The organism is Pseudomonas sp. WC2401, assembly GCF_041200115.1.
Taxonomy (GTDB): domain Bacteria; phylum Pseudomonadota; class Gammaproteobacteria; order Pseudomonadales; family Pseudomonadaceae; genus Aquipseudomonas; species Aquipseudomonas fragi.
In genome coordinates this window covers 3,603,993-3,627,827 of record NZ_CP165623.1, presented here as the reverse complement: position 1 = coordinate 3,627,827, position 23,835 = coordinate 3,603,993, and the positions used below count along the sequence as shown (strand labels likewise).

The 23,835-nt window shown below is 60.9% G+C and carries 19 protein-coding genes and 1 tRNA gene; 13 read left to right on the top strand and 7 right to left on the bottom strand.

The annotated features are described in order from the left end of the window. Positions 1-88 precede the first annotated feature (88 nt). Positions 89-2,431: a TonB-dependent receptor gene (locus AB3G35_RS16410; RefSeq protein ID WP_262502027.1), complete on the top strand. Its 2,343-nt coding sequence runs from the start codon at positions 89-91 to the stop codon at positions 2,429-2,431. 120 nt (positions 2,432-2,551) lie between these two features. Here AB3G35_RS16410 and AB3G35_RS16405 read toward each other — a convergent pair whose 3' ends face one another. Next, positions 2,552-3,703: an MFS transporter gene (locus AB3G35_RS16405; protein WP_134048691.1), complete on the bottom strand. Its 1,152-nt coding sequence runs from the start codon at positions 3,701-3,703 to the stop codon at positions 2,552-2,554. 147 nt (positions 3,704-3,850) lie between these two features. On the opposite strand from AB3G35_RS16405, the gene AB3G35_RS16400 reads away from it, so the two are divergent. Then, positions 3,851-4,273 (top strand): RidA family protein, encoded by a 423-nt coding sequence (locus AB3G35_RS16400; protein ID WP_106117291.1) that lies wholly within the window; start codon positions 3,851-3,853, stop codon positions 4,271-4,273. Between the two features lie 103 nt (positions 4,274-4,376). Here the strand turns inward: AB3G35_RS16400 and uvrB are convergent, their stop codons facing one another. Continuing rightward, the gene (gene uvrB, locus AB3G35_RS16395) at positions 4,377-6,392 is read right to left on the bottom strand and encodes an excinuclease ABC subunit UvrB (RefSeq protein WP_086797407.1); all 2,016 of its coding nucleotides are present in this window, start codon (positions 6,390-6,392) and stop codon (positions 4,377-4,379) included. A gap of 290 nt (positions 6,393-6,682) precedes the next feature. Here uvrB and AB3G35_RS16390 point away from each other — a divergent pair, with 290 nt between their 5' ends. The 9 genes from AB3G35_RS16390 (at position 6,683) to AB3G35_RS16350 (ending at position 18,247) form a co-directional block, all read left to right on the top strand. Then, entirely contained in the window at positions 6,683-7,879 is a 1,197-nt protein-coding gene (locus AB3G35_RS16390) for an amino acid aminotransferase (protein ID WP_016781183.1), read from the top strand. Positions 7,880-7,943: 64 nt separating this feature from the next. Beyond that, positions 7,944-8,019: transfer RNA gene (locus AB3G35_RS16385), tRNA-Asn, on the top strand. A gap of 298 nt (positions 8,020-8,317) precedes the next feature. Next, the gene (locus AB3G35_RS16380; protein ID WP_169910006.1) at positions 8,318-9,028 is read left to right on the top strand and encodes an HpcH/HpaI aldolase/citrate lyase family protein; all 711 of its coding nucleotides are present in this window, start codon (positions 8,318-8,320) and stop codon (positions 9,026-9,028) included. Between the two features lie 18 nt (positions 9,029-9,046). Continuing rightward, positions 9,047-11,131 carry a TonB-dependent siderophore receptor gene (locus AB3G35_RS16375; RefSeq protein WP_095041197.1) on the top strand — a complete coding sequence of 695 codons (2,085 nt, stop codon included), beginning with the start codon at positions 9,047-9,049 and terminating at the stop codon, positions 11,129-11,131. Between the two features lie 73 nt (positions 11,132-11,204). After that, positions 11,205-12,404 carry an acetyl-CoA carboxylase biotin carboxylase subunit family protein gene (locus AB3G35_RS16370; protein WP_083369537.1) on the top strand — a complete coding sequence of 400 codons (1,200 nt, stop codon included), beginning with the start codon at positions 11,205-11,207 and terminating at the stop codon, positions 12,402-12,404. After that, the gene (locus tag AB3G35_RS16365; protein WP_369781772.1) at positions 12,401-14,182 is read left to right on the top strand and encodes an IucA/IucC family protein; all 1,782 of its coding nucleotides are present in this window, start codon (positions 12,401-12,403) and stop codon (positions 14,180-14,182) included. The genes AB3G35_RS16370 and AB3G35_RS16365 overlap by 4 nt, the downstream gene beginning before the upstream one ends. Continuing rightward, on the top strand, positions 14,167-15,309 hold the full coding sequence (locus tag AB3G35_RS16360) for an MFS transporter (RefSeq protein ID WP_088377559.1): 1,143 nt from the start codon (positions 14,167-14,169) through the stop codon (positions 15,307-15,309). Before AB3G35_RS16365 ends, AB3G35_RS16360 begins: the two co-directional genes overlap by 16 nt. Beyond that, positions 15,306-17,066, top strand: a complete 1,761-nt coding sequence (locus AB3G35_RS16355) for an IucA/IucC family siderophore biosynthesis protein (RefSeq protein ID WP_169910012.1) — start codon at positions 15,306-15,308, stop codon at positions 17,064-17,066. The genes AB3G35_RS16360 and AB3G35_RS16355 overlap by 4 nt, the downstream gene beginning before the upstream one ends. Beyond that, positions 17,063-18,247, top strand: coding sequence for a type III PLP-dependent enzyme (locus AB3G35_RS16350; protein WP_223181916.1), 1,185 nt, complete (start codon positions 17,063-17,065; stop codon positions 18,245-18,247). The genes AB3G35_RS16355 and AB3G35_RS16350 overlap by 4 nt, the downstream gene beginning before the upstream one ends. 49 nt (positions 18,248-18,296) lie before the next feature. Here the strand turns inward: AB3G35_RS16350 and AB3G35_RS16345 are convergent, their stop codons facing one another. From AB3G35_RS16345 to aroE, 3 genes are all read right to left on the bottom strand, one after another. Then, positions 18,297-18,674 carry a hypothetical protein gene (locus tag AB3G35_RS16345; RefSeq protein WP_016781175.1) on the bottom strand — a complete coding sequence of 126 codons (378 nt, stop codon included), beginning with the start codon at positions 18,672-18,674 and terminating at the stop codon, positions 18,297-18,299. Positions 18,675-18,860: 186 nt separating this feature from the next. After that, positions 18,861-20,303 carry an MFS transporter gene (locus AB3G35_RS16340; protein ID WP_016781174.1) on the bottom strand — a complete coding sequence of 481 codons (1,443 nt, stop codon included), beginning with the start codon at positions 20,301-20,303 and terminating at the stop codon, positions 18,861-18,863. Positions 20,304-20,362: 59 nt separating this feature from the next. Beyond that, positions 20,363-21,178 carry a shikimate dehydrogenase gene (gene aroE, locus AB3G35_RS16335; RefSeq protein ID WP_095041202.1) on the bottom strand — a complete coding sequence of 272 codons (816 nt, stop codon included), beginning with the start codon at positions 21,176-21,178 and terminating at the stop codon, positions 20,363-20,365. Between the two features lie 204 nt (positions 21,179-21,382). On the opposite strand from aroE, the gene AB3G35_RS16330 reads away from it, so the two are divergent. Beyond that, positions 21,383-22,072 (top strand): HAD-IA family hydrolase, encoded by a 690-nt coding sequence (locus AB3G35_RS16330; RefSeq protein ID WP_083369535.1) that lies wholly within the window; start codon positions 21,383-21,385, stop codon positions 22,070-22,072. Between the two features lie 67 nt (positions 22,073-22,139). Here the strand turns inward: AB3G35_RS16330 and AB3G35_RS16325 are convergent, their stop codons facing one another. Then, positions 22,140-22,610 (bottom strand): FAD/FMN-containing dehydrogenase, encoded by a 471-nt coding sequence (locus AB3G35_RS16325; RefSeq protein WP_369781771.1) that lies wholly within the window; start codon positions 22,608-22,610, stop codon positions 22,140-22,142. Between the two features lie 151 nt (positions 22,611-22,761). Here AB3G35_RS16325 and yghX point away from each other — a divergent pair, with 151 nt between their 5' ends. Then, the gene (yghX, locus tag AB3G35_RS16320; RefSeq protein WP_203304588.1) at positions 22,762-23,646 is read left to right on the top strand and encodes a YghX family hydrolase; all 885 of its coding nucleotides are present in this window, start codon (positions 22,762-22,764) and stop codon (positions 23,644-23,646) included. Between the two features lie 3 nt (positions 23,647-23,649). Here the strand turns inward: yghX and AB3G35_RS16315 are convergent, their stop codons facing one another. Beyond that, entirely contained in the window at positions 23,650-23,832 is a 183-nt protein-coding gene (locus tag AB3G35_RS16315) for a DUF1289 domain-containing protein (protein WP_369781770.1), read from the bottom strand. Positions 23,833-23,835 lie beyond the last annotated feature (3 nt).

Genomic DNA, 23,835 nt, shown 5'->3' with positions numbered 1-23,835 from the left:
CTCGCTTGAAACACCTTTGCGCACACCTTCCTGCCTGACTCGGGCGCGCCTGCTGCCACTGGCGTTGGCCCTGGCGGTCAGCGCCGCGATGCCGGCGGCCTTTGCTGGCGAAGCGGCGTCGAGCGCCATCCATATTCAGGCCCAACCCCTGGGCTCGGCCTTGAGCCAACTGGCACAGCAAACTTCGCTGCAGGTATTTTTCAGCCCGCAACTGGTAGCAGGCAAACAGGCCCCGGCCGTCGATGGCAATCTGTCGCCCGAGCAAGCCCTGGGCCGCCTGCTGCAAGGCAGTGGCCTGAGCTATGAGCTGAGTGGCGATGCCGTGACCCTGCGTGCCGCACCGGCGGTCAGTGCCGCCGCATCCGGCCCGCTGGAGCTGGGGCCGGTGGATGTCAAGGTGGTCGGTAACTGGCTGAACGATGCCAACGATGCCGTGGTGCAAAACCACCCCGGCGCCCGCACGGTGATTCGCCGCGAGGCGATGGTCGAACAGGGCACCATGAACGTCAGTGATGCCCTCAAGCGCATCCCGGGTGTGCAGGTGCAGGAATCCAACGGCACCGGCGGCAGCGATATTTCCCTGAACGTCGGCGTGCGTGGCCTGACTTCGCGCTTGTCGCCGCGCTCCACTGTATTGATTGACGGTATTCCCGCGGCATTCGCTCCTTACGGTCAGCCACAACTGTCGATGGCGCCGATTTCCTCGGGCAACCTGGACAGCATCGACGTGGTGCGCGGCGCCGGTTCGGTACGCTACGGGCCGCAAAACGTGGGCGGGGTGATCAACTTTGTGACCCGGGCCATTCCCGAGACCTTCCAGGGCGAAGTCGGCACCACCCTGGAGACTTCCGAGCGCGGCGGCTGGAAGCACATCGAGTCGGCCTTCCTCGGCGGCACGGCGGACAACGGCATCGGTGCCGCACTGCTGTATTCCGGGGTCAAGGGCGATGGCTACAGGGCGCGCAACAATGACAACGATATCGATGACGTGTTGCTCAAGACCCATTGGGCACCCACCGATCAGGATGACTTCACCCTTAATTTCCACTATTACGACGCCACGGCAGACATGCCCGGCGGCCTGACCCAGAAGCAGTTCGACGCCGACCCGTACCAGTCGCTGCGCGACTACGACAACTTCACCGGGCGGCGCAAGGATGTGTCCTTCAAGTACTTGCGGCAGATCGACGACCAGACCCAGTTTGAAGTCCTGACCTATTACACCGACAGCTTCCGTGGCAGCAACATTGCCGCGCGCAACCTGCAAACCCTGGCGTCCTACCCGCGCAGCTATCACACCTTCGGCATCGAACCGCGGGTGTCCCATGTGTTCAGCCTGGGCCCAGTGACCCAGGAAGTGGGTGTGGGCTATCGCTATCTCAAGGAAGCCATGCATGAAGAGGCCAGCCAGGTGTACCTGGTCAATAACGTGCCCGTACCGGGGCCCGGGGCTGACGGCCATGTGTATCAGGACCGCACCGGCGGCACCGAGGCCAACGCCTTCTATATCGATGACAAGATCGATGTGGGCAACTGGACGGTCACTCCGGGGATCCGCTTTGAGCGCATCAGCACCAACTGGCACGACCGCCCGGTGCTGGGCAACAACGGCAAGCCGGTGCAGGAGAAAAACCGCAGCATCGACAGCAGCGAAGCACTGCCGGCCCTGAGCGTGATGTATCACCTGTCGGATGCATGGAAGCTGTTTGCCAACTATGAAACTTCGTTCGGCAGCCTGCAGTACTTCCAGCTGGGCCAGGGGGGTGTAGGTGATGCCACGGCGGCAGGCTTGCGTCCTGAAAAGGCCAAGACTTACGAGCTGGGTACGCGCTACGACAATGGCGTGTGGGGCGGTGAAGTGACGCTGTTCTACATCGACTTTGCCGATGAGTTGCAATACGTGAGTAACGATGTGGGCTGGACCAACCTGGGCGCGACCAAGCACCAGGGCATCGAGACTTCGGTGCACTACGACATGTCGGCATTGGACGCGCGCCTGGACGGTCTGTCGGTCAATGCGGGCTTTACCTACACCAAGGCCACGTCCGAGGGAGACATAGCCAACTTCAAGGGCCGTGACCTGCCGCTGTATTCGCGCCAGGTAGTCAACCTGGGCGCGCGGTATGTGGTCAACCGCTGGACCTACAACCTGGACATGTTTGCTCAGTCCCAGCAGCACGCGCCAGGCACGGGCGGGGTGTACATCACTGATCCGACCCCGGACGGCCAGTACGGTGATATTCCCGGATATGCTACCTGGAGTACCCGGGTTGGCTACGACTTCGGCCCGCAAGCGTCGAACCTGAAAGTGGGAGCGGGGATCAAGAACCTGTTCAACCAGGAGTACTACACCCGCTCCAGCGACAACAACGCGGGGATTTACCTGGGCGAGCCGCGTACGTTCTTTGTGCAGGCGAGTGTGGGGTTCTAAACGCATCACACAGACTGTGGGAGCGGGTTTGCCCGCGATTCAGGCAGCGCGGTGTTTCATTTTCATCGACGTGATCCTGTCGCGAGCAAGCCCGCTCCCACAGGGCCAGGGCAGCGTCCGTCAAACCCGCAAAATCCGCCCGCTGATGGCCACGGCCAGCAGCATGGCGGTGATCAGCAAAAAGGCACTGCTCAGGCTGCTGGCATGGGCAATAAAGCCGATGGCCGCAGGCCCTGCCAGAATCCCGGCATAACCCAGTGTGGTAATGGCCGGCACGGCGATGTGTTCCGGCATCACCGTCTGTTTGCCCACGGCGGTGTACAGAACGGGCACGATATTGGAGCAACCCACGCCCACCAGTGCATAGCCCAGCAGTGCCACTTCCCAGCTCGATGCCAAGGTTGCCAGGGCCATGCCCGCGGCGGCAAATAACCCGCCCAGGACAATCACCCGGCGGGCGCCCAGGCGCCTGACGATGGTGTCGCCCATCAACCGTCCTGCGGTCATGGTCAAGGCAAACGCGGCATAACCCAGCCCGGCATAGGCTTCGTCGATACTTTTCTCACTGGTCAGGAACACGGCGCTCCAGTCGAGCATCGCGCCTTCAGCCAGGAATACGGTAAAGCACAGCAAACCGATAAACAGCACCACGCCGTGGGGCACGGCAAACGCCGGGCCACTGCTTTCACTGCCATAGGGCAGCAGATGCGGAGCGGCCTTGAGCAGGGCTGCCAGGATCAACATGATCACCACCACTATTGCCCACAGCGGCGACAGCCCCAACGCCAGCAGGGCGCTGACCCCGGCAGCGCCGGCAATCCCGCCGACACTGAACAGCCCGTGAAACCCCGACATCATGTTGCGCCCGCTGGCGCGTTCAACGATCACGGCTTGCAGGTTGACGGTGGAGTCGACGGCGCCCAGGCCCGCGCCAAACAAAAACAGTGTGGCGATCAACAAAGGTATGGCACTGACCGTTGCCAGCAGGGGCAAGGCGAGGCAGATCAACAGCGTGCCGCCCACCAGCACCCGGCGACAGCCATAGCGCGTGGCCAGGATACCGGCGACGGGCATCGCCAGGATCGAGCCCGCGCCCAGGCACAGCAACAACAGGCCCAGGGTGGCCTCGTCCAGTCCTGCCCGCGCTTTGGCGTAGGGCACCAGGGGCGCCCAGGCGGCGAGACCGAAACCTGCGATAAAAAACGCAATGCGGGTCGACATTTGTTCAAGACGCCCTGGCACAAGGGGCATTTGAGTGGTGATGGCAGTCATGGTCATCCTTGGAAAACGGGCTTTGGTGCGCTGCGGCGTAACATCCTTGCATATTTGCGGCATGGCTCGCGAGGGCGCTGGCGTACGGATTGGCGAGAGTGGTTGAATAGCGCGCTTGCTTATCCCGCTGCCACTGGTACGTATTTTATGGACAAGAACTCTGACTCCGCAGTGCTATTGCTCAACCCCGCAGGGCTGTATGACCCTGCGCCCAATGGTTACTCCCATGTTGCCCGTGTGGCAGCGAATGTGCGGCTGGTGTACACCGCCGGCCAGGGCGGCGAGAACGCCGACAGCGAGCTGTCCAGCGACTTTGCCGAGCAGGTCCGCCAGGCATTCGCCAACCTGCAGGTCGCCCTGGCAGCGGCGGATGCGCAGATCAAGGACGTGGCCAAGATCACCGTATTGATCGTTGATCACAGCCTGGAGCGTTTGCAGATTCTGGGCGCCGAGGTGAAGCGGGTATGGGGCGAGCTGCCGGCACCGGCCTGTACCTTGATTCCGGTGCCGCGCCTGGCGCTGGATGAGATGTTGTTTGAGGTCGAGGCGGTAGCGGCGGTAGCCGTCTGAGAGATTGACCTGTGGGAGCGGGCTTGCTCGCGATAGCAGCACCTCGGTGATTGAGCTACACCGAGCCGCACGCATCGCGAGCAAGCCCGCTCCCACAGGAGGGTCACACCTGCAACAGGCGCTCCCTGAGCTTGCCGATTTCGTCGCGCATTTGCGCAGCGGCCTCGAACTCCAGATCGCGGGCCAGGGCGTACATTTTTTCTTCCAGTTGGCGAATGCGTTTGCTGATCTCGCTCGGCGAGCGCAGTTCGTTTTCGTACCTGGCGTTTTCTTCCGCAGCCTTGGCCATGCCTTTGCGTTTCTTGCTGCGCGAGCCGGGTACCACTGCGCCTTCCATGATGTCGGCGACGTCCTTGAACACGCCTTTGGGCGTAATGCCGTTGGCCAGGTTGAAGGCGATCTGTTTTTCGCGACGGCGTTCGGTTTCTCCGATGGCACGCTCCATCGAGCCGGTGATGCGGTCAGCGTAGAGAATCGCCCGGCCATTGAGATTACGTGCTGCACGGCCAATGGTCTGGATCAGCGAGCGCTCGGAGCGCAGGAAGCCTTCCTTGTCGGCGTCCAGGATCGCCACCAATGACACCTCGGGCATGTCCAGGCCTTCACGCAACAGGTTGATCCCCACCAGCACGTCAAACACGCCCAGGCGCAGGTCGCGGATGATTTCGACGCGCTCCACGGTGTCGATATCCGAGTGCAGGTAACGCACCCGAACGCCGTGGTCGGCCAGATAGTCGGTGAGGTCTTCGGACATGCGCTTGGTCAGGGTGGTCACCAGCACGCGCTCTTCCAAAGCCACCCGTTTGGAAATCTCGGAGAGCAAGTCGTCGACCTGGGTCAGGGCCGGGCGCACCTCGATCTGCGGGTCGACCAGACCGGTTGGGCGCACCACTTGCTCGATCACCCGGCCCGAGTGCTCGGCCTCGTAATTGCCGGGGGTGGCGGAGACAAAAATGGTCTGCGGGCTGATGCGCTCCCATTCGTCAAAACGCATCGGCCGGTTGTCCAGGGCCGAGGGCATGCGGAAGCCGTATTCCACCAGGGTCTCTTTGCGCGAGCGGTCGCCTTTGTACATGGCGCCCACCTGCGGCACGCTGACGTGAGATTCGTCGATGACCAGCAGGGCGTCGGCCGGCAGGTAGTCAAACAGAGTAGGCGGTGCGGCGCCGGGCTCACGCCCCGACAGATAGCGCGAGTAGTTTTCGATGCCGTTGCAGTAACCCAGCTCCATGATCATTTCCAGATCGAAGCGGGTGCGTTGCTCCAGGCGCTGGGCTTCGACCAGCTTGTTATTGGCACGCAGGTACTCAAGCCGCTCCTTGAGCTCTTCCTTGATCCCTTCCACGGCGTCGAGCAGGGTTTCGCGTGGCGTTACATAGTGGCTCTTGGGGTAAAAGGTAAAGCGCGGCATCTTGCGGATGACTTCGCCGGTCAACGGGTCAAAGGCACTGATGCTTTCGACTTCGTCATCGAACAGCTCGATGCGTACCGCCTCCAGATCCGACTCGGCAGGGTAGATGTCGATCACATCACCGCGCACGCGGAAGGTGGCGCGGGCAAAATCCATGTCGTTGCGGGTGTATTGCAGGTCGGCCAGGCGGCGCAGCAACTCGCGCTGGTCGAGTTTGTCGCCGCGGTCGACGTGCAGCACCATTTTCAGATAGGTCTCGGGGCTGCCCAGGCCATAGATGCATGACACCGTGGTGACGATGATCGCGTCCTTGCGCTCAAGCAAAGCCTTGGTCGCGGACAGGCGCATCTGCTCGATATGGTCGTTGATCGAGGCGTCTTTCTCGATAAAGGTATCGGAGGAGGGCACATAGGCTTCGGGCTGGTAGTAGTCGTAGTACGAGACGAAGTACTCCACCGCGTTGTTGGGGAAGAACGACTTGAACTCGCCGTACAACTGCGCGGCCAGGGTCTTGTTGGGCGCCAGCACCAGGGTGGGGCGGTTCACATGGGCGATCACGTTGGCGATGCTGAAGGTCTTGCCCGAGCCCGTTACCCCGAGCAGGGTCTGGTGCGACAGACCGGCTTCGATGCCTTCGATCATCTGGCGAATGGCTTCGGGTTGATCGCCCGCAGGCTCAAAGCGGGTAACAAGCTGGAAATCGGGCATGAAGGACCTCTGGTTTGCGTCTGTAAGGCCGCAGGAAAAAACAGGATACGGGTAAATATGGAGGCCCTGTCCTACTGTTTCAAGGCGAAGCTCTGATACGGGCATATTGGCAAAGATTGCAATTAGACCAGTGGCCTGAAAATAAACTCAAATACTTGGCCAAAACCGGCAATAGCCTGTTGCCCGAATCCTGATCGGGCTTATACTTGCTCCCCGTTTGTGCACCGCTCTAGTGCAATCGGCTGGAGCGTTGTCACCCCCTCCATTCCCCATTCAGAGCCGCCGTAATAATGAGCCTGTTCTCCGCTGTCGAAATGGCACCACGCGATCCTATCCTGGGCCTCAACGAAGCATTCAACGCCGATACTCGTACCAGCAAAGTGAATCTGGGGGTCGGTGTTTACTGCAACGAAGAGGGACGAATTCCGCTCTTGCGTGCCGTTGTCGAAGCCGAAACGATCCGGGTTGCCCAGCATGCGTCGCGCGGCTACTTGCCGATCGACGGCATTGCTGCTTACGACCAAGCTGTACAGAAGCTGCTGTTCGGTGCCGAGTCGCCACTGCTGGCTGCTGGCCGGGTGATCACCACGCAAGCCGTTGGTGGCACGGGCGCGCTGAAAATCGGTGCGGACTTCCTCAAGCAACTGCAGCCGGGCGCTGTGGTGGCCATCAGCGATCCAAGCTGGGAAAACCACCGTGCTCTGTTCGAAACCGCCGGTTTCCCGGTGCAGAACTATCGCTACTACGACGCTGCCAGCCATGACGTGAACCGTGCCGGCATGCTCGAAGACCTCAACGCCTTGCCAGCCGGTTCGATCGTGGTGCTGCACGCCTGCTGCCATAACCCGACCGGTGTCGACCTGACCCCGGCCGACTGGCAGAACGTGCTGGACGTGGTCAAGGCCAAGGGCCTGATCCCATTCCTGGACATGGCCTACCAGGGCTTTGGCGACGGTATCGACGAAGACGCTGCAGCCGTGCGCCTGTTTGCCGAATCGGGCCTGAGCTTCTTCGTTTCCAGTTCGTTCTCCAAGTCGTTCTCGCTGTACGGCGAGCGCGTTGGCGCACTGTCGATCATCACCGAATCCCGGGAAGAGAGCGCCCGCGTTCTGTCCCAGGTCAAGCGCGTGATCCGCACCAACTACTCCAACCCGCCGACCCACGGCGCAACCATCGCCGCTGCGGTGCTTAACAGCCCTGAGCTGCGTGCGATGTGGGAAGAAGAGCTGGCAGAAATGCGCCTGCGTATTCGTGGCATGCGTCTGCAGATGGTTGAACTGCTGTCGAAAAAGGCCCCTGGCCATGACTTCAGTTTTGTTGCCCGTCAGCGTGGCATGTTCTCGTACTCCGGCCTGACCGTTGAACAAGTGACGCGCCTGCGTACCGAGTTCGGCATCTACGCCCTGGATACCGGTCGAATCTGCGTGGCTTCTTTGAATCAGCGCAACATTGAAGCGGTAACCGACGCCATTGTTCAGGTCATCTGAACAATCCGGGAGAAGTCATCGAAAGTGTTGACTTCTCTTTTTATATCAGTAAGATAGATGCCATTCCGCGATAGCTCAGTTGGTAGAGCAAATGACTGTTAATCATTGGGTCCCTGGTTCGAGTCCAGGTCGTGGAGCCAGATAGAAAAAAGCCGCTAGCAATAGCGGCTTTTTTTTGCCTGAAATTTGGCAAATGCCTGCCGGATACCCCGCCTGAACCCCTCAGAAAATAATGGCTTTTAGCCATTTTCTTGCAACCTGAAACGTTTTTTTTAAGAAGTTCGTCACGAATATCGCTATTCGATAATAAAAATCGTTTACTCCTATCTGAGAATGATTATTATTGCCTGCAGTTCGGTCTAGCTCAAAGGATCTGTGTCAGTGATAAGAACTTCTCCGGTATTTTCCCGACTGCAAGCCGGGAAAAGCGTTTACGGCATGCTCAACTCTCTCCCTTCACCGCTGCTCTGCGAGATGCTTGCATTTGCCGGCTATGACTTTGTAATCCTTGATCTAGAGCACTTGCTGCGTTCCGAAGACGACATCATGCATTGCGTGCGGGCCTGTGAGGCCGCCGGAATTTCGCCCTGGCTGCGCATGGCGCAAGTGGACGAGAAACTGATTGGCAGGGCACTTGACGCGGGCATTGAAGCCATCGTGCTTTCGCGCACCGAGAGTGCAGGGCAGGTTCAGCGCGCCCTCGATGCAGCCTTTTTCCCGCCCCTGGGCAAGCGCGGCATCACTGGCGGGCGCATCACCGGCTTCGGTCGCCTGCCACTGCCCGACTACATCGAGCTGGCCAACCGCCAGACCCCCATAATCCCCATGATCGAAAGCCGCGCCGGCGTCGACGCGCTAAGCAAGATCCTGCAATTGCCGGGTGTCGGCATGATCATGGAAGGCGCCCTCGACCTGGCCCTTGATCTTGGCCTCGGCCCGGACCCGCTCAATCCTCAGGTCTGGCAAACCCTGCAAGACATGGCCGACGCCTGCCTGCGCGCCGAAGTAGCGTTTTGCGCCAACCCGCGCACGGCTGAACAGAATGCGCTGTGGCGCGCTCGTGGCGTTCGCAGCTTTCTGGCGGGTGAAGACCGCGGCCTGCTGCATAACGCCTTGAAAGCCCGCCTGCACTCTCTCCAACAGCAATAAATGAGTCGACGTAGTCCAATGAAAACAACAACACTGCACTTTTCACTGAGCCTCTTCACCCTGGGCATCTGCCACGCGGCCATGGCCGCGGATCAACCTGCGGGCAGCAGCGTGGAGCTGGCGCCCATGACGATTCAGGGCGACGTTCTTGGCGCGGCCAGCGACCAGGAAGTCCGTACCTATGCCGGCAGTCGCAGCGTGATCGATTCCAGCGACCTGAAAAAAGCCAGCGCCCGCGGTCTGGATGATGCGCTGCAGCGAGTGCCCGGGATCAAGATTTTTGACGAAACCGGCACCGGGGCCTTGCCGCAAATTTCCGTGCGCGGTCTGTATGAGAGCCGCAGCGGTCGCATCCAGGCCCTGTCCGATGGCATTCCCCTGGCCCTGGCGCCCTACGGTCAGACCGGGCTTTCGCTGTTTCCAATGACCATGGCCACGGTCGATCGTGTGGACATCGTGCGCGGGGGCGCAGCGGTGCAATACGGTCCGAACAACGTCGGCGGGGTGATCAACTTCATCAGCAAGCCGATCCCCCGCGAGTGGGAAACCACCCTTCAGGAAAAGACCACGTTCAACGTGGGCGGGCGCCAGTTGTGGGACACCTATATGGGCACCGGCGGCTACCTGACCGACAACTTCGGCCTGCAACTGGACATCAACACCCTGAGCGGCTCCTACGGTCGTGAGCACTCCGATACCGATGTGCAGAACTACCGTTTGCGCGGCCAGTGGAACATCGACGACGACCGCGACCTGAGCTTCGGTATCCAGCACTACAAGGCCGACATGGACCTGGCAGGTGCGCTCAGCGTCAAGGACTACAAGGACGACCCGCGCCAGTCGACCCGCCCGCTGGACCGCTTCGAGGGTGACACCGATCGCGTCTGGGGCACTTACACCCAGCGGCTGGGCGCAATCGGGCCATTTGACTCGGTGGAGTTCAGCTGGACCAACTTTGCCCACAACAGCTATCGCAACTTTGTGGTCGGCTTGCCGTTCACTCCGGACGGTACAGCGGTGACCAAGCAGGACGGCCCGCGTGATTTCAAGGTCTGGGGTACGGAGCCGCGCATCAGTGCCACCATCGATGGCGACACCGTCGGCCAGACCTGGCTGCTCGGTGCCCGGTATGTCAGCGAAGACATCAGTTACAAGGTCAACCGCGAGAGCCTGGCCACCGGCGTCACTGCACCGTTTCGCGACTGGAAGTTCGATGACAGCGCTCGCGCCTTTTATATCAGCAACGCCATCAGCCTGTTCGATCGCCGCCTGACCATCACCCCGGGCGCGCGCTATGAGAATGCGCGCATGAATTACAGCGACGGCATTACCGGCTTCGAGCGCGAGAACAAGTCTGAAGAGTGGTTGCCGGGCCTGACCGTGGGTTACCAGGCCAGCGAGGCCTGGTATGTCTACGCCAACGCCCAGAAGTCCCTGCGTCCGCCCCAGGTCACGCAGATCGTCAAGGAAGGCGCCGTGGGTGCCGAACTGGCGTGGAACTACGAGACCGGCGTGCGATATACCCCGTGGGACGGCATGCGTGTCGACTTCAACCTGTACCGCATCGACTTCGACGACCAGATTGCATACAACGCGACCACCGACCGTTTCGACAACCTGGGCAGTACCCGTCACCAGGGCTTCGAGACCGATATTTTCTGGACGCCGCAGGCCATGCGTGACCTGGACTTGCATGCCGGCTATGCCTACCTCGACGCCAAGCAGCGCAACGGCACCTACAAAGGCAACGAGGTGCCGTATTCCTCGCGCAACCAGTTCCTGGTGGATGCCCGCTACCGTTTTGCCGAGCACTGGACCTACAACCTTGATGGCCTGTACATCAGCAAGGCCTACACCGATGCGGCCAATACCCGCGAAGAAAATGCCTCGGCCAGCGTGGGCGAGCTGCCTGCCTACTGGGTCTGGAATACCGCCATCGAACGTGAGTTCCCGCTGGCCGACAAGAGCGTCCTGACCGCCTCGGCGGGCATCAGCAACCTGTTTAACCGCGAATACTACTTCCGCGGGATCGACACCAGCCCGTGGGGTCGTCAAGCCGCGCCTGAGCGTTCGCTCACCCTAGGCGTCAACTACCGCTTCTAAACCGCGCACACGCGCCCCTTAACCAGTTGCCCGAGCCTGCGGGACGGGCAACTGTTGCCCCCAGGAAAGTGCCATGCAACGTCCATTCGTCATCCTTGCTCACGTCGCACACCCAGCCATTCTCGAGGGCTTTTTGCCTGCCGCACACAAGCGCGGCCTGCCAGTCGTGGTGATTACCGACCATGCTCAGGAACATCGGCGCCTGCTCGCCACATCGCCGATTTCGCCTGACCAGCTCCAGGTTATCGAATGTGATGTGTTCAACCCGCTGGCAGTGATCGAGAGCCTCAACGCCCAGGGTTTGCGCCCGGTGGCGGTGTTCTCCAACAGCGATCATCTGCAAACCGCGACGGCGATAGTGGCAGAAGCCTTCGAGTGCCCGGGCAAAGACTGGCGGCTGTGTTACGCCGCGAAAAACAAGGCAGCCATGCGTGAGCGCATGCAGCGTCTGGGGTTGCCCGGGCCGTGGTTCCAGGTGCTTGGCGCGAACACCGAACTGCCTGACGATGCGCCGTGGCCGGTAGTGGCCAAGCCGCGGGAAGGGGTGGCCAGCCTGGACGTGCGCCTGTGCCATAACGCCGCCGAGCTGAGGGCTTACTGCGAGCAGTTCTGGCAGCAACAACCGGACCGCGCGCTCTTGCTCGAAGCCTATATGGCTGGCCCATTGTTTACCCTCGAGACCCTGGGCGACGGGCGCAACCTGCAAGCCATCGGCGGCTTCGACGTGAGCCTGTCGGCCCCACCGCACTTCGTGGAACTGGCTGCACGCTGGAACGGCCAGCTCAGCTGCGTGCAGCGGGCTGCCGCGCTGGCACAGGTCGCTGCGTTTGGCGTCAATTTCGGCGTTTGTCACAGCGAGTTCATTCTCACGGCCCAAGGCCCGATGCTGGTGGAGATCAACTACCGCAGCATTGGCGATGGCCGCGAGTTCCTGCTCGATCGCCTGCTGCCACAGGGCTGGTTCGACCGTATCGTCGCGCTGCATCTGGGCCACAGCCTGATCGCAGCGCAGCCGGCGCAAGCCCAGGCCACGGTGCATTACCTGGTGGCTGAGCGCCCGGGGCGCCTGGATCAGGCCAGCGCCAGTTTCAATGTCGAGTCCGAGAGCCACTGGTGTGATTATCGCGCGTTGCAGCATGCCGGCGACACCGTCACCATCAGCCACTCCAACAAGGACTATGTTGGCGTACTGCGGTTGATCGCCGCGGATGACGTGAGCCTCGATGCCCACCTGAACTCGACCCTCAACGACTTGAAGTGGGTGGTGGCATGAGCCTGCAAGCAGACGCCGCCGATCAGGCATTCATTACCCGTCGCATCATTGATTGCTGCCTGCGTGAAGACATTCGCGGGGTGGTCAGCCAGGGGCTGATTGCGCACTTGCCCGAAGAACTGACCCATTATCTGCCAGCGCAGCCGGGCAACCACTGGCTGAGGATTGCCCACTTGGGCACTGACGAGCTGTGGCTGCCGGTGGTGCGGGCGTATCCGTTGCAGGACTGGAGCGTGACTGGCGATGCCTGGATCCGGGTAGCGCCCCAGCAGCTGCCGCAGGTCCAGCGTGGCTACCGGCTGTGGCTGGGCCAACTGAGCCAGGGGCTGGATGAAGAAAGCCTCGGGTTGTTCGCGGCGTATCGGCAAGAGGCCGATTGCGCCACGCAACATCGGACCCTGTGCAAGCAGGCCTATCAGCGCAATGCCGCCGCACTCGGCGATATCATCGGGCTCGAGCACTGGTCGCAGCGCCTGTTGAAGATTGACCAGCTGGCCAGCTATCTGGACCACCCGTTCTACCCGACCGCGCGGGCCAAAAGCGGCTTCGATGACGCGGCCCTTGAAGGCTATGCGCCGGAGTTCGCGCCGCGTTTCGAACTCAACTGGCTGGCTATCCCCAATCAGGCCCTGACCCTCACCAGTGCGCAGCCGCCGCATTGGCCGGGCTTTGAGGAGGTTGGCTTGCCCGCGACTTTGCACACCAGCCACTCACTGCTGCCGGTACATCCGTTGACCTGGGCTGTGCTTGAGCAGTATGGCCTGCCTGAAGGCGCGCTCAAGGCGCCACGCACCGCCATGCAGGTCGAACCGACGTTGTCCGTGCGCACGCTGGTGTGCATTGATCACCCCCAGTGGCATATCAAGTTGCCATTGCTGGTCACCACCCTGGGGGCACGCAATCTGCGTTTGATCAAGCCGAGCACCCTGTATGACGGCCACTGGTTTCAGACCACGCTGCTGGCCTTGGCCGAGCGTGATCCAGCGCTGGCATCGCGGTATCTGCACGTTGATGAAAAGCACGGTGGCCATGCTGCCCAGAGCCGCCATCTGGCCTATATCGTGCGTCGTTACCCGGCGGGCCTGGACCACACCACGCTGGTACCTGTGGCTGCGCTGGCCAGCCCGCTGGCTGATGGCCGGCTGTTCCTCGAGCAATTGGTCGAGCGCTTCTACGCAGGCTCCTTGCAGCATTGGCTGGATGATTATCTCGACCTGCTGTTGCAGGTTCATCTGCGGCTCTGGCTGCAATACGGCATCGCGCTTGAGGCCAACCAGCAGAACGCGGTGTTGATCTACGAGCAGGATCAGCCCGTGCGCCTGCTGATGAAGGACAACGATGCCGCTCGCCTGTGGCCGCAGCGCTTTGTCACGGCGTGCCCGGACCTGAGCGAATGGCCAGACGCCTTGCAGGATGAACGCATTCGCGTCGACAGCAGCCAGCCGCTGGCGGAAATGTTCTGCACCATCACCTTGCAACTGAACATGGTCGCCATTGTGGAGGCCATTGCGCAGGCGGGCCTGGACACGCGAGCCCGCCTGTATGGCACGTTGCGTCAGCGCCTGACGGCATGTCTGGGGCAACTCGAAGCCGAAGGCATCAACGGTGAAGACGCACGCCGCTGGCTGCTCGACAGCCCCAGGCTGCCGGTCAAATACCTGCTCAGTGCCGGCAGCCTGTTCAGCAAGGCGCACTCGGGGGCCAGTGACATCAACAAGTTCTATGGCTACAGCGCGGCGAATTTCCTGCTGGAGGAGGTGGCATGCAGCGCCGTCTGATTGCCAGCGTACTGCTGGGGCATTACCTGTCGGCCTTTACTGCCCTGGGCATTCCCCTGTACCTGCCACGGATCCTCGCCGACCTGGCCCCTGATACCCCGGGCTGGGCCATCGGCGTGCTGTTTGTCCTGCCGACGCTGTGCACAGCCCTGGCCGCACCACTCTGGGGGCGCTGGGCCGATCGCAACGGTTGCCGTATTTCGTTGTTGCGTGCCCATGCAGGGTTGTTCGCGGGTTTTCTGCTGGCGGGCTTCAGTCCCAATCTGGGGGTGTTTGTGTTGGCGTTGATCATCCAGGGCACTTTCGGCGGGGCGATGGCGGCGTCCAATGCCTACCTGTCGACCCAGTTCAAGGGCGGGGATCTGTCCCGGGCCTTGAACTGGACGCAGTATTCGGCACGCCTGGCGATGATCAGCGGCCCGATCCTGTTGGGGCTACTGACCTCGCAAGGCTTGGGCATAAACCTGTACAGCTGGCTGGCCTGGCTGCCGTTGCTGGCCTTCGTGCTGGTGCTGCCGTTGCCCAATGACACGCCCAGGCATGCCCTGGACCGCAAGAAGCCCGAGGCCTTGAGCGAACTTCCGGCGGACATGACGCGGCTGCTGGCGGTGCAGTTTTTGTTCAGTTTCGCCATGGTCGTGACATTTCCCTATTTCATGCCCTTCGGCGAGCAGTTGGGGATTGGCAGCGACACCTTGATCGGTGTGCTCTACAGCCTGCCCCATGTGGTGTACCTGCTGGCCTTGCCCTGGGTCCACAAGCACCCGGGCAACCTGCTGTTGCCAGGGCTGGCGCTGTTGGCCGTCAGTAATGCACTGCAATTCTGGAGCGTGCAGGCCGAGCCGTTGTTTGCCCTGCGCCTGCTCAGTGGGGCGGGCATGCTGCTCAGCTTTGTCGGCCTGCATCGCTGCCTGAGCCAGCGCAGCCGCCAGGGCAGTGCAGGGCGCCTGTTCGGCTGGTTCGACTCCAGTGGCAAATGGGCCGGCACGGCTGCCGGTGTCACGGCTGCCGTGGTCAGTCAGGCCTGCGGCATTGCATCGCCCTTTCTTGTTGCATGCCTGGCGGCCCTGGCTGCCTTGGTAATCGCACGCCCTCTATTGATGACTTCCCGGGAGATTCCGGCATGACGATCACCCTTAATACTGTATCCCTGAACGACCATGCCCTGGATGGAGAGGCCCAGCGCCATGCCATCGAGTGCCTGCTCAATTGCTATTTGCGTGAATATGCCCTGCCACGCAACGAAGCCAACCTGGACTATCAGGCACAGGACTTGCCGATGAGCCTGCGCCAGGCCAACGGCCGTTGCATCAGCCTGCGTCTGCCGGGTGGCCGGCTGGTGGTGCGCATCGACCGCGCCAGCCTGCTGGGGCGCTGCCATTACATCGGCGCACCTTACTTCAAGGGCAACCAGCAAAGTTGGCGCCCCCTGGACGCCGAGGAGCTGGCCAGCCTGTTGTGTACGCCGCTCAGCGGTGTCGAGCGAGTTGGCGAGATGTTGCAACAAGTCGCCAACAGCCTGCAGATTACCCGAACCTTTCTGCGCCATGCCCGTCCGGCCAATGAGGTCACTGACAGCCTGCTGGCGTCCGAGCAACATCAATTGTGGGGCCATGCCCTGCATCCGACGCCAAAAAGCCGCGAGGGCATTTCCCATGACGATTTGCTGGCCTGTTCGCCGGAGGTCGGGGCGCGCTTTCAATTGCACTGGTTCAAGGTTGATCCGCTGCTGATCCGTCATCAGGGCGAGAATCCGCGCAGCACCCTGCATCAGCTCTCGGGGCGCGACGACGCTTATCCGTGCCACCCCTGGGAAGTCGCTCGCATACTGGCCGACCCGCTGGTGCAGCGTGCGCAGCAACAGGGCCTGATCGAGTACCTCGGGGTACTGGGGCTGGCCATGTACCCGACCTCGTCCGTGCGTACGCTTTACCACCCGCAACTGGCCTATTTCATGAAGTTCTCGATGCATGTGCGGTTGACCAACTGCGTGCGCAAAAACGCCTGGTATGAGTTGGACAGCGCCGTTGCCCTGACCCGTCTGCTTGGGCCGATCATGGACGAACTGGCAACCCGGCAACCGGATTTTGTATTGATGCCCGAACCTGCCGCTACCAGCCTGGACCTCAGTGCCCTTGGTTCCCTGGAGGAGGCCCGCGAAGTCACCGAGTGTTTCGGCATCGTGTACCGGGCAAACCTGAGCGTGGCTGACCGCGAGCGCTATCAGCCGCAAGTGGCGATGGCACTGTTTACCTGGGATCAACAGGATCGCAGCGTCTGCCGCCAGCAGGTTCAGCGATACGCTGACCGGGCCGGCTTGAGCATCGAACAGGCCACGTTGAACTGGCTGGATGCCTATGCCGCTCGGATGCTGGGCGGCGTGCTGTATTGCCTGTTCCGCCAGGGCATAGCGCTGGAGCCGCATTTACAGAACACGGTGATCGGTTTCACCGAAGACGGCCTGCCTTGCCGGGTGTGGATTCGCGATCTGGAAGGGACCAAGCTGGTCCCGGAAATCTGGCCTGCCGAACGCCTGAGCGCGCTGGATGAGCGCACCCGGACCTCGGTCTACTACAGCGCGCAAAAGGCCTGGCAGCGGGTGGGTTACTGCGCTCTGGTAAACAATCTGGGAGAAGCGATTTTTCATCTGGCCAATGGCAGCGACACCCTGGAGCAGCAGCTCTGGGGTCGAATTGCTGAACTGTTACAGGCCCAATCCCTGCAGCTCGGCCAGCCACAGCCACTGCTTGACCTGTGCGCCGGGGCAGCGTTTCCCAGCAAGGAAAACTTTATGACCCGCTTGATGATGCGTGCCGACCGAGAGGCCGGTTACACCTTGCTGCCCAGCCCGCTGGCAGTCATTGAAAAGAGCGAATGCGCATGAAGCTTCCTGTAGCGGTCCGTCAACGTATCGAGCAGCTCAAGGCCGGGCACGAGGCGCCACTGTGCGCCTACATTTACGACCTGCCAGCCCTTGAGCAGCATGTAAAAGCGATGCGTCAGGCAATGCCCGAAAATTGCGAACTGTTCTACGCTGCAAAGGCCAACCCTGAAGCTCGGGTGCTGAAAACCCTGGCACCTTGGGTGGATGGATTTGAAGCTGCCTCGGGCGGTGAACTGACCTGGTTGCACGAGCAGTGCCCTGACCAGCCGCTGATCTTTGGTGGCCCTGGCAAGCTCGATCATGAACTGGATATTGCCCTGCAGTACCAGGTTTCGGCGTTTCATGTCGAGAGTGTCACCGAACTGCGCAGCCTGGCTCGCATCGCTGGCAAGCGGGGCGTACAGGCGCCGGTGATGCTGCGCCTGAATCTGAAGCTGGCCCGGGCACCTCAGAGCCGTTTGGTCATGGGCGGTAAACCTACACCGTTCGGCCTGGATGAAGAGGGGCTGGCCAGCGCCCTGCAAGTGTTGCGCGAAGAGCCGTCGCTGGAACTCAAGGGGCTGCATTTCCATCTGCTTTCCCATCAGTTGGATGTGGATGCGCATCTTGAGTTGATTCGCAGCTATTTACTGACCTTCCGCCAACTGTGTCGCGACCACGGCTTGCAACTGCCCCTGCTGAACGTCGGTGGCGGCATGGGGATCAACTATCAGGACGCAGCGCAGTCGTTCGACTGGCCGAGGTTTTGCCTGGGCCTCAAGGGGTTGCTCGACGAGTACCCGATGGGCGCGACCCGTATCCGCTTTGAAATCGGCCGCTTTATCAGCGCTGCGTGCGGCTACTACGTCATGCAGGTGCTGGATATCAAAAGCAGCCACGGCGAGCTTTTCGCCATTGGCCGTGGCGGTACTCACCATTTTCGTACCCCGGCAGCCCAGGGCCATGACCATCCGTTCACGGTAGTGCGGGGCAATCAACCCGCACAGATCAGCGATCAACGCGTCACCCTGGTAGGCCAGCTCTGTACGCCGAAAGACGTGCTTGCAAGGCAGCAACCGGTCGCGCAACTGGCGATTGGTGACCTGCTGGTATTCACCCTGGCGGGGGCCTATGCCTGGAACATCTCGCATCAGAATTTCCTGATGCATGAACCGCCGTTGAAGGCTTTTATCGAGGGTTGATTGCACGCAGCTGGCAGCCCAATGGCTGCCAGTTGTAAAAGCCAGAGGGCTATTGGCTCAGAAGGACCTCGCTCAGGAACTCATAGCCCATTTTGATTGCGGGCACGCTGATGCAAACAAAAAGAATGCCGAACTGCCACTGAACAATCTTGTTGTGGGCTTCCAGTGTCGAGATTGAGGTACGCAGTTCTACGCCTTGTTCCCTTATGGACGAGCGAAGCTCGGCACTTTGCTCCCTGATCAGGGCGCGCAGCTCAGCGCCCAGCTCTGAAAGGGAGGTTTTGAGGTGTTTTTCTGTTTGTGCGAGATCCGATTTGGATGCGAGCTTTTCCACATCACTCTCCCAGGCATCAATGACTGCCTTGGCTTTATTTGAGGGCATGCTGATTGATGTCAGCGCGTCATACAGGGTGATCGACTGTTTCATTTCGCCTCCTGCGATTGGCAACTGCTGCAAGGCCCCTGCCTGCCGGCGGGGCGGGTCCAGGCCAAATAATCTACTCAACCCGCCAAATAATAAAGTCAGGCGATTCTTATAGTTATGTCGGCCTTTGGGGATGACCAATAACAAAGCCGCTGGCAACAGCGGCTTTGTTTGCAGGTTGTTCGCGCCTTAGCGGGGTAGCGAAGGGGCGACAGATTGCGGTGCAAGGTTCTGCTCGCTATGGCCGGGCATCATTTCCCACGCATCACGGGGCTCGTCCAGGTCGCGGTTGAGGGTTTCCGGGGTTTTGAAGGTGGTATACAGGGTAATCAGCGTCAGCAGTGACAGGTAGCAGGCAATCGGCAACCAGGCGCCGATACCGGCGCTGGCATCGCCATCATGGCTGGCCACGACCAGGGCGATTAGCCCGGCGCCAATTAATGGTGCTATGCCGCCAGCAATCACCGCAGAGGCTTCCCGGGCGATGGATACCCCCATATAGCGGTGGCGCGAGCCGAACAGCTCAGGCATCAGCGCCGCCTGGGTGCCAAACATGCCCCAGGTGCCGATGCCCAGGGCGATGGAGATGGCAATGATACTGGCCACCACGTTGCCCTGGCTCAGTACCCACCATACCGGGAAGGCCAGTGCCAGTTGCAGCAGGGCAAAGGCCCGGTACACCACCACACGGCCAAAACGGTCGCTGAGCTTGCCGGCAATCGGCACGGTCAGCGCGCCCAGGCTGGCGGCGCAGATCAGTGTCAGTACGCCAACCGGCCCTTGCAGGCCGACCACGCCCACGATGTAACTCACTGCCAGGGCCTGGTAAATCGACGAACCGCCGTTTTCGCCCAGGCGCAGGCCGATGCCCAGCAACAGCGTAGGTTTGGAATGTTTCATCGCGCTTTTGAGCGGGTTGTCGCACACGCGCTTGAGTGCCTTGAGGCGGATAAAGGTCGGTGACTCCTTGAGCGACAGGCGCATGTACAGGCCCAGGGCAACGATCACCACGCTGCTGAAAAACGGTATGCGCCACAGCCCGCTTTCGAGCACGTTGTCACTGCTGCTGATGACCGCAAAGTACACCAGTGCGGCAAGGATAGTACCCAGTTGAATACCAAGAAACGGCAGCGCCGCGTAGAAGCCGCGGCGACCTTGCGGGGCGTACTCGGTCATCATTACCGCCGCACCGGCTTGTTCGGCACCGGCACCCAGCCCCTGGAGCAGACGCAGCACCACCAGCAGCACGGGGGCGAGGTAGCCGACCTGGCTGAAGGTGGGCAGGGCGCCAATCAGGGTGCTGGAAACGCCCATCAGCAGCACCGTGGAGGTAAGCACGAACTTGCGCCCCACGCGGTCGCCGATCATGCCGAACAGCACGCCGCCCAGCGGGCGGATCGCAAAGCCCAGGAAGTAGGTGCCAAAGCTGGCGATCAGGCTCATGGTGCGGGTTTGTTCAGGGAAGAACAGCGGGCCGAAAATCAGCGCGGCGGCCAGGGTGTAGAGGGCAAAGTCATAGTATTCCAGCGCGCTGCCCAGGGAGCAGGCCCAGGCGGCCCGGTGCAGGTCTTTCTTGGGTGCTTCGGTTTCGGGGACCAGGTCAATATCAGATGAACCATGTTCGTGAGTCATGTGGGTACCTTCTGGTAGGTGCCTTTACGGCATCTTGTTATCGATAGGCAGCAGGTTTTTTACAGATTCAACCTCTGTATTTCCTCGAGCATGGCCTGCTCCATGATGTCGATGGGCGCCTCCATGCCGGTGTACAACTCGATTTGTCGACAGGCCTGATGCACCAGCATGCGCGTGCCGGACACGGTGCGGCAGCCCAGCTCGGCGGCCTGCAGCAGCAAGGCGGTGCGCACGGGCATAAAGGCTACATCCATGACAATCAGGTGGCTGGCCAGCAACCCGTCCAACGGGTTGCTGTCGGGCTGCTTGAAGCCCACGCTGGTGGCATTGATCACGATGTCGAAATCTTGCGCGGCAAAGGTCTCGACACCGCCGCCCCAGTGCGCGCCCAGGTCTGAGCTCAGGACCTTGCCCCGTTCGCTGCTGCGGTTGAACACTGTGACCCGGGCTGCCGCTTGCAAACAGCCATAGACTACGGCCCGTGCTGCACCACCCGCGCCGATCACGGCAACCCGCTGCTTATTGAGCTCGCAGACTTCTTGCAGGGCGCGCACCGCGCCCAGGTAATCGGTGTTGTAGCCGGTGAGTACACCGTCGACATTATTGATGGTGTTGACCGCGCCAATGACCAGCGCGGACTCATCGATCGCGTCCAGATGCTCCATCACCACGGTTTTGTAGGGCATGGACACGTTCATTCCGCGCACACCCAATGTGCGGATGGCCGCAACGCCTGCTACCGGATCTTCGATGCCAAAACAGACAAAGGTGTAGTCCAGACCCAGGGCCGCGTAGGCCGCGTTGTGGATTTTTGCAGAGAGGGAAAAGGGCGAGCCCATGATCGAACCGCACAGGGTTGGCAGGGACTGGGGCATGCGTGCCTCCTTGTTTTGGATTTATGAGTGGGGCAATAACCCCACTTTCAACCCCTCCTGCGCCGTGTGCCAATCGTATATGGTGATATTGTGATCACGGATGCTGATCACCACCTGAGCCTGGGCGATTGACGATGCGTGCAGCACATTGAAGCTCTTGCGGTGTTATGGTGCTGAATCCTTCCTGCCAACGGATTTGTTGTGATGACTACACCGCGTGCTGCTGTCGGCCCGATCCAGGCCGTGATTTTCGATATGGACGGTTTGTTGCTGGATACCGAGGGCATCTACACCGAAGTTACGCAGATCATCGCCGAACGTTACGGTCGCACTTATGACTGGAGCATCAAGCAGCACATCATTGGTCGCGGCGCCCTCGACCTCGCCGAATTTCTGGTCAAGGCGCTGGAATTGCCGATCACCGCGCAGGAATTCCTGGTTATCCGCGAACCGCTACTAAAAGAGCGCTTCCCCAAAGCCGCGGGCATGCCGGGTGCCGAGGCGCTGGTGCGGCATTTGAAGGCACACAATATCCCGATAGCAGTAGGTACCAGTTCGTCGCAGCATTCATTTGCGCACAAGACCACCTTGCATGGTGAGTGGTTTGACCTGTTTGACACCATCGTCACTGCTGATGACCCTGAAGTGGGCGCGGCCAAGCCTGCGCCGGATATCTTCCTCACGGCAGCACGGCGCCTGGGCGTTGCGCCCGGGCAGTGCCTGGTGTTTGAAGATTCCCCCTTCGGCGTAACTGCGGCAAAAGCCGCCGGCATGACCGCCATAGCCGTGCCGGATGAAGCGATGGCCGACAGCAAGTACGCGCATGCCGACCAGATCATTCGCCAGCTGGCCGATTTTGATCTGGCGGCCTACGGTTTGCCGCCGATGCGTTGAGCGAGAGCAAACACTTTGTAGTCATTGACGAACGTCGCCTCGCTCCGCTCGTCAACGGCTACAGGGGTCACTGCACCGGCAGCTTTTCCAGTGCTGCACGCAGCTCGTCGGCGCTGGCAAATTCCTGTCGGGATACCAGGGTGCCGTTGTCCAGTTGCAGCCACAGCACCTTGTCTTCTGCGCCCGGATAGTTGGCAGCCACCTTGCCGTCGCGGTCGAGCACCACGCGGTAGCTGTAGTCACGCATGGCCGGGATGGCGATAAATTTGCCGATCAGCGAAGGCATGCGCTGCACATCGGCAAGGAACACCACATTGCGTGCCTCCAGATAGCCCTTGGCCTGGTTCTCCAGTGCGGCCTTGACCAGTTTTGAGCCGTCCATATTGCGTGCTACCAGCAGCACCCGGGTTTTCTCGTTAAGGGTGTAGGGCTGGTCGTGCTGATCCTGCAAGGTCCACTGCGTCAGGCGCTCGCCGATATTCGCGGCCTGGGCCAGCATGGAAAAAGCGCTCAACAGCAGCACAAGTGCAATTTTCACCGTTCGATACCCCTTCAGTTAACTAGGTCTGGCCTGACAGGTTTCAGGCAGGGCCGGTATGGTATCCCACGGCGTCAGGTAAAAGGTCTGAGACGCATTTAGCTACAAAATGCTCTATGGTTAAGCGCAACCGGCCCAAGGAACTGCACTGATGACGCGTCTGACAGCGAAAGACTTTGCCCCCGAATTGCTTGAGCTCTATGACTACTACGCCCACGGCAAGATCAACCGCCGCGAGTTTCTTGACCGTGCTGCGGTGTTCGCCCTGGGTACGACGGCGTTATCGTTGCTGACGGCGTTGAGCCCTGACTATGCACTCGCCGAGCAGGTTTCCTTTACCGACCCGGATATTGTTGCCGAGTACATTCTGTACCCGTCGCCCAAGGGTAACGGCCAGGTGCGGGGTTATCTGGTGCGGCCAGCCAAGGCCACCGGCAAGCTGCCGGCCGTGGTGGTGGTGCATGAGAATCGCGGGCTGAATCCGTATATCGAAGATGTGGCCCGGCGCCTGGGCAAGGCGGGGTTTATTGCCCTGGCACCCGATGGCCTGACGTCGGTGGGTGGTTACCCCGGCAATGACGAGCAAGGCCTGGCGCTGCAGCAGAAAGTTGACCCGACCAAGCTGATGAATGACTTTTTCGCGGCGGTGGAGTGGTTGATGCACCACGATGCAAGTACTGGCAAAGTGGGCATTACCGGGTTCTGCTATGGCGGCGGGGTGGCCAATGCGGCAGCAGTGGCCTACCCGGAGTTGGGGGCGGCGGTGTCGTTTTACGGACGCCAGCCAGGTGCCGATGAGGTCAGCCGTATCCAGGCACCGCTCATGCTGCACTACGCCGGGCTGGATACGCGCATCAATGAAGGCTGGCCAGCCTTTGAACAGGCGTTGAAGGCCAACGGTAAAGTCTATGAGGCACATGTCTACCCGGGGGTGAATCACGGCTTTCACAACGACTCCACGCCCCGTTACGACGAGGCCGCTGCCACCCTGGCCTGGAACAGAACCCTTGACTGGTTCACCAAGTACCTGGCGTAGCGCTTAGCTGTTTTTTTTACGCAGGCTTTTGATCCGTGCGCTGGCGCGCTGCACGGCGGCCATTTTTTCCGGGCGCTTCATGCCCCGCCATTTGCGGATGTCTTCCTTGGTACGCCCGCAACTCACGCACAAGTCGCCGCTAAGCTGGCAAACCGCAATGCACGGGTTTTCGATGTCTTTTGCCACGGC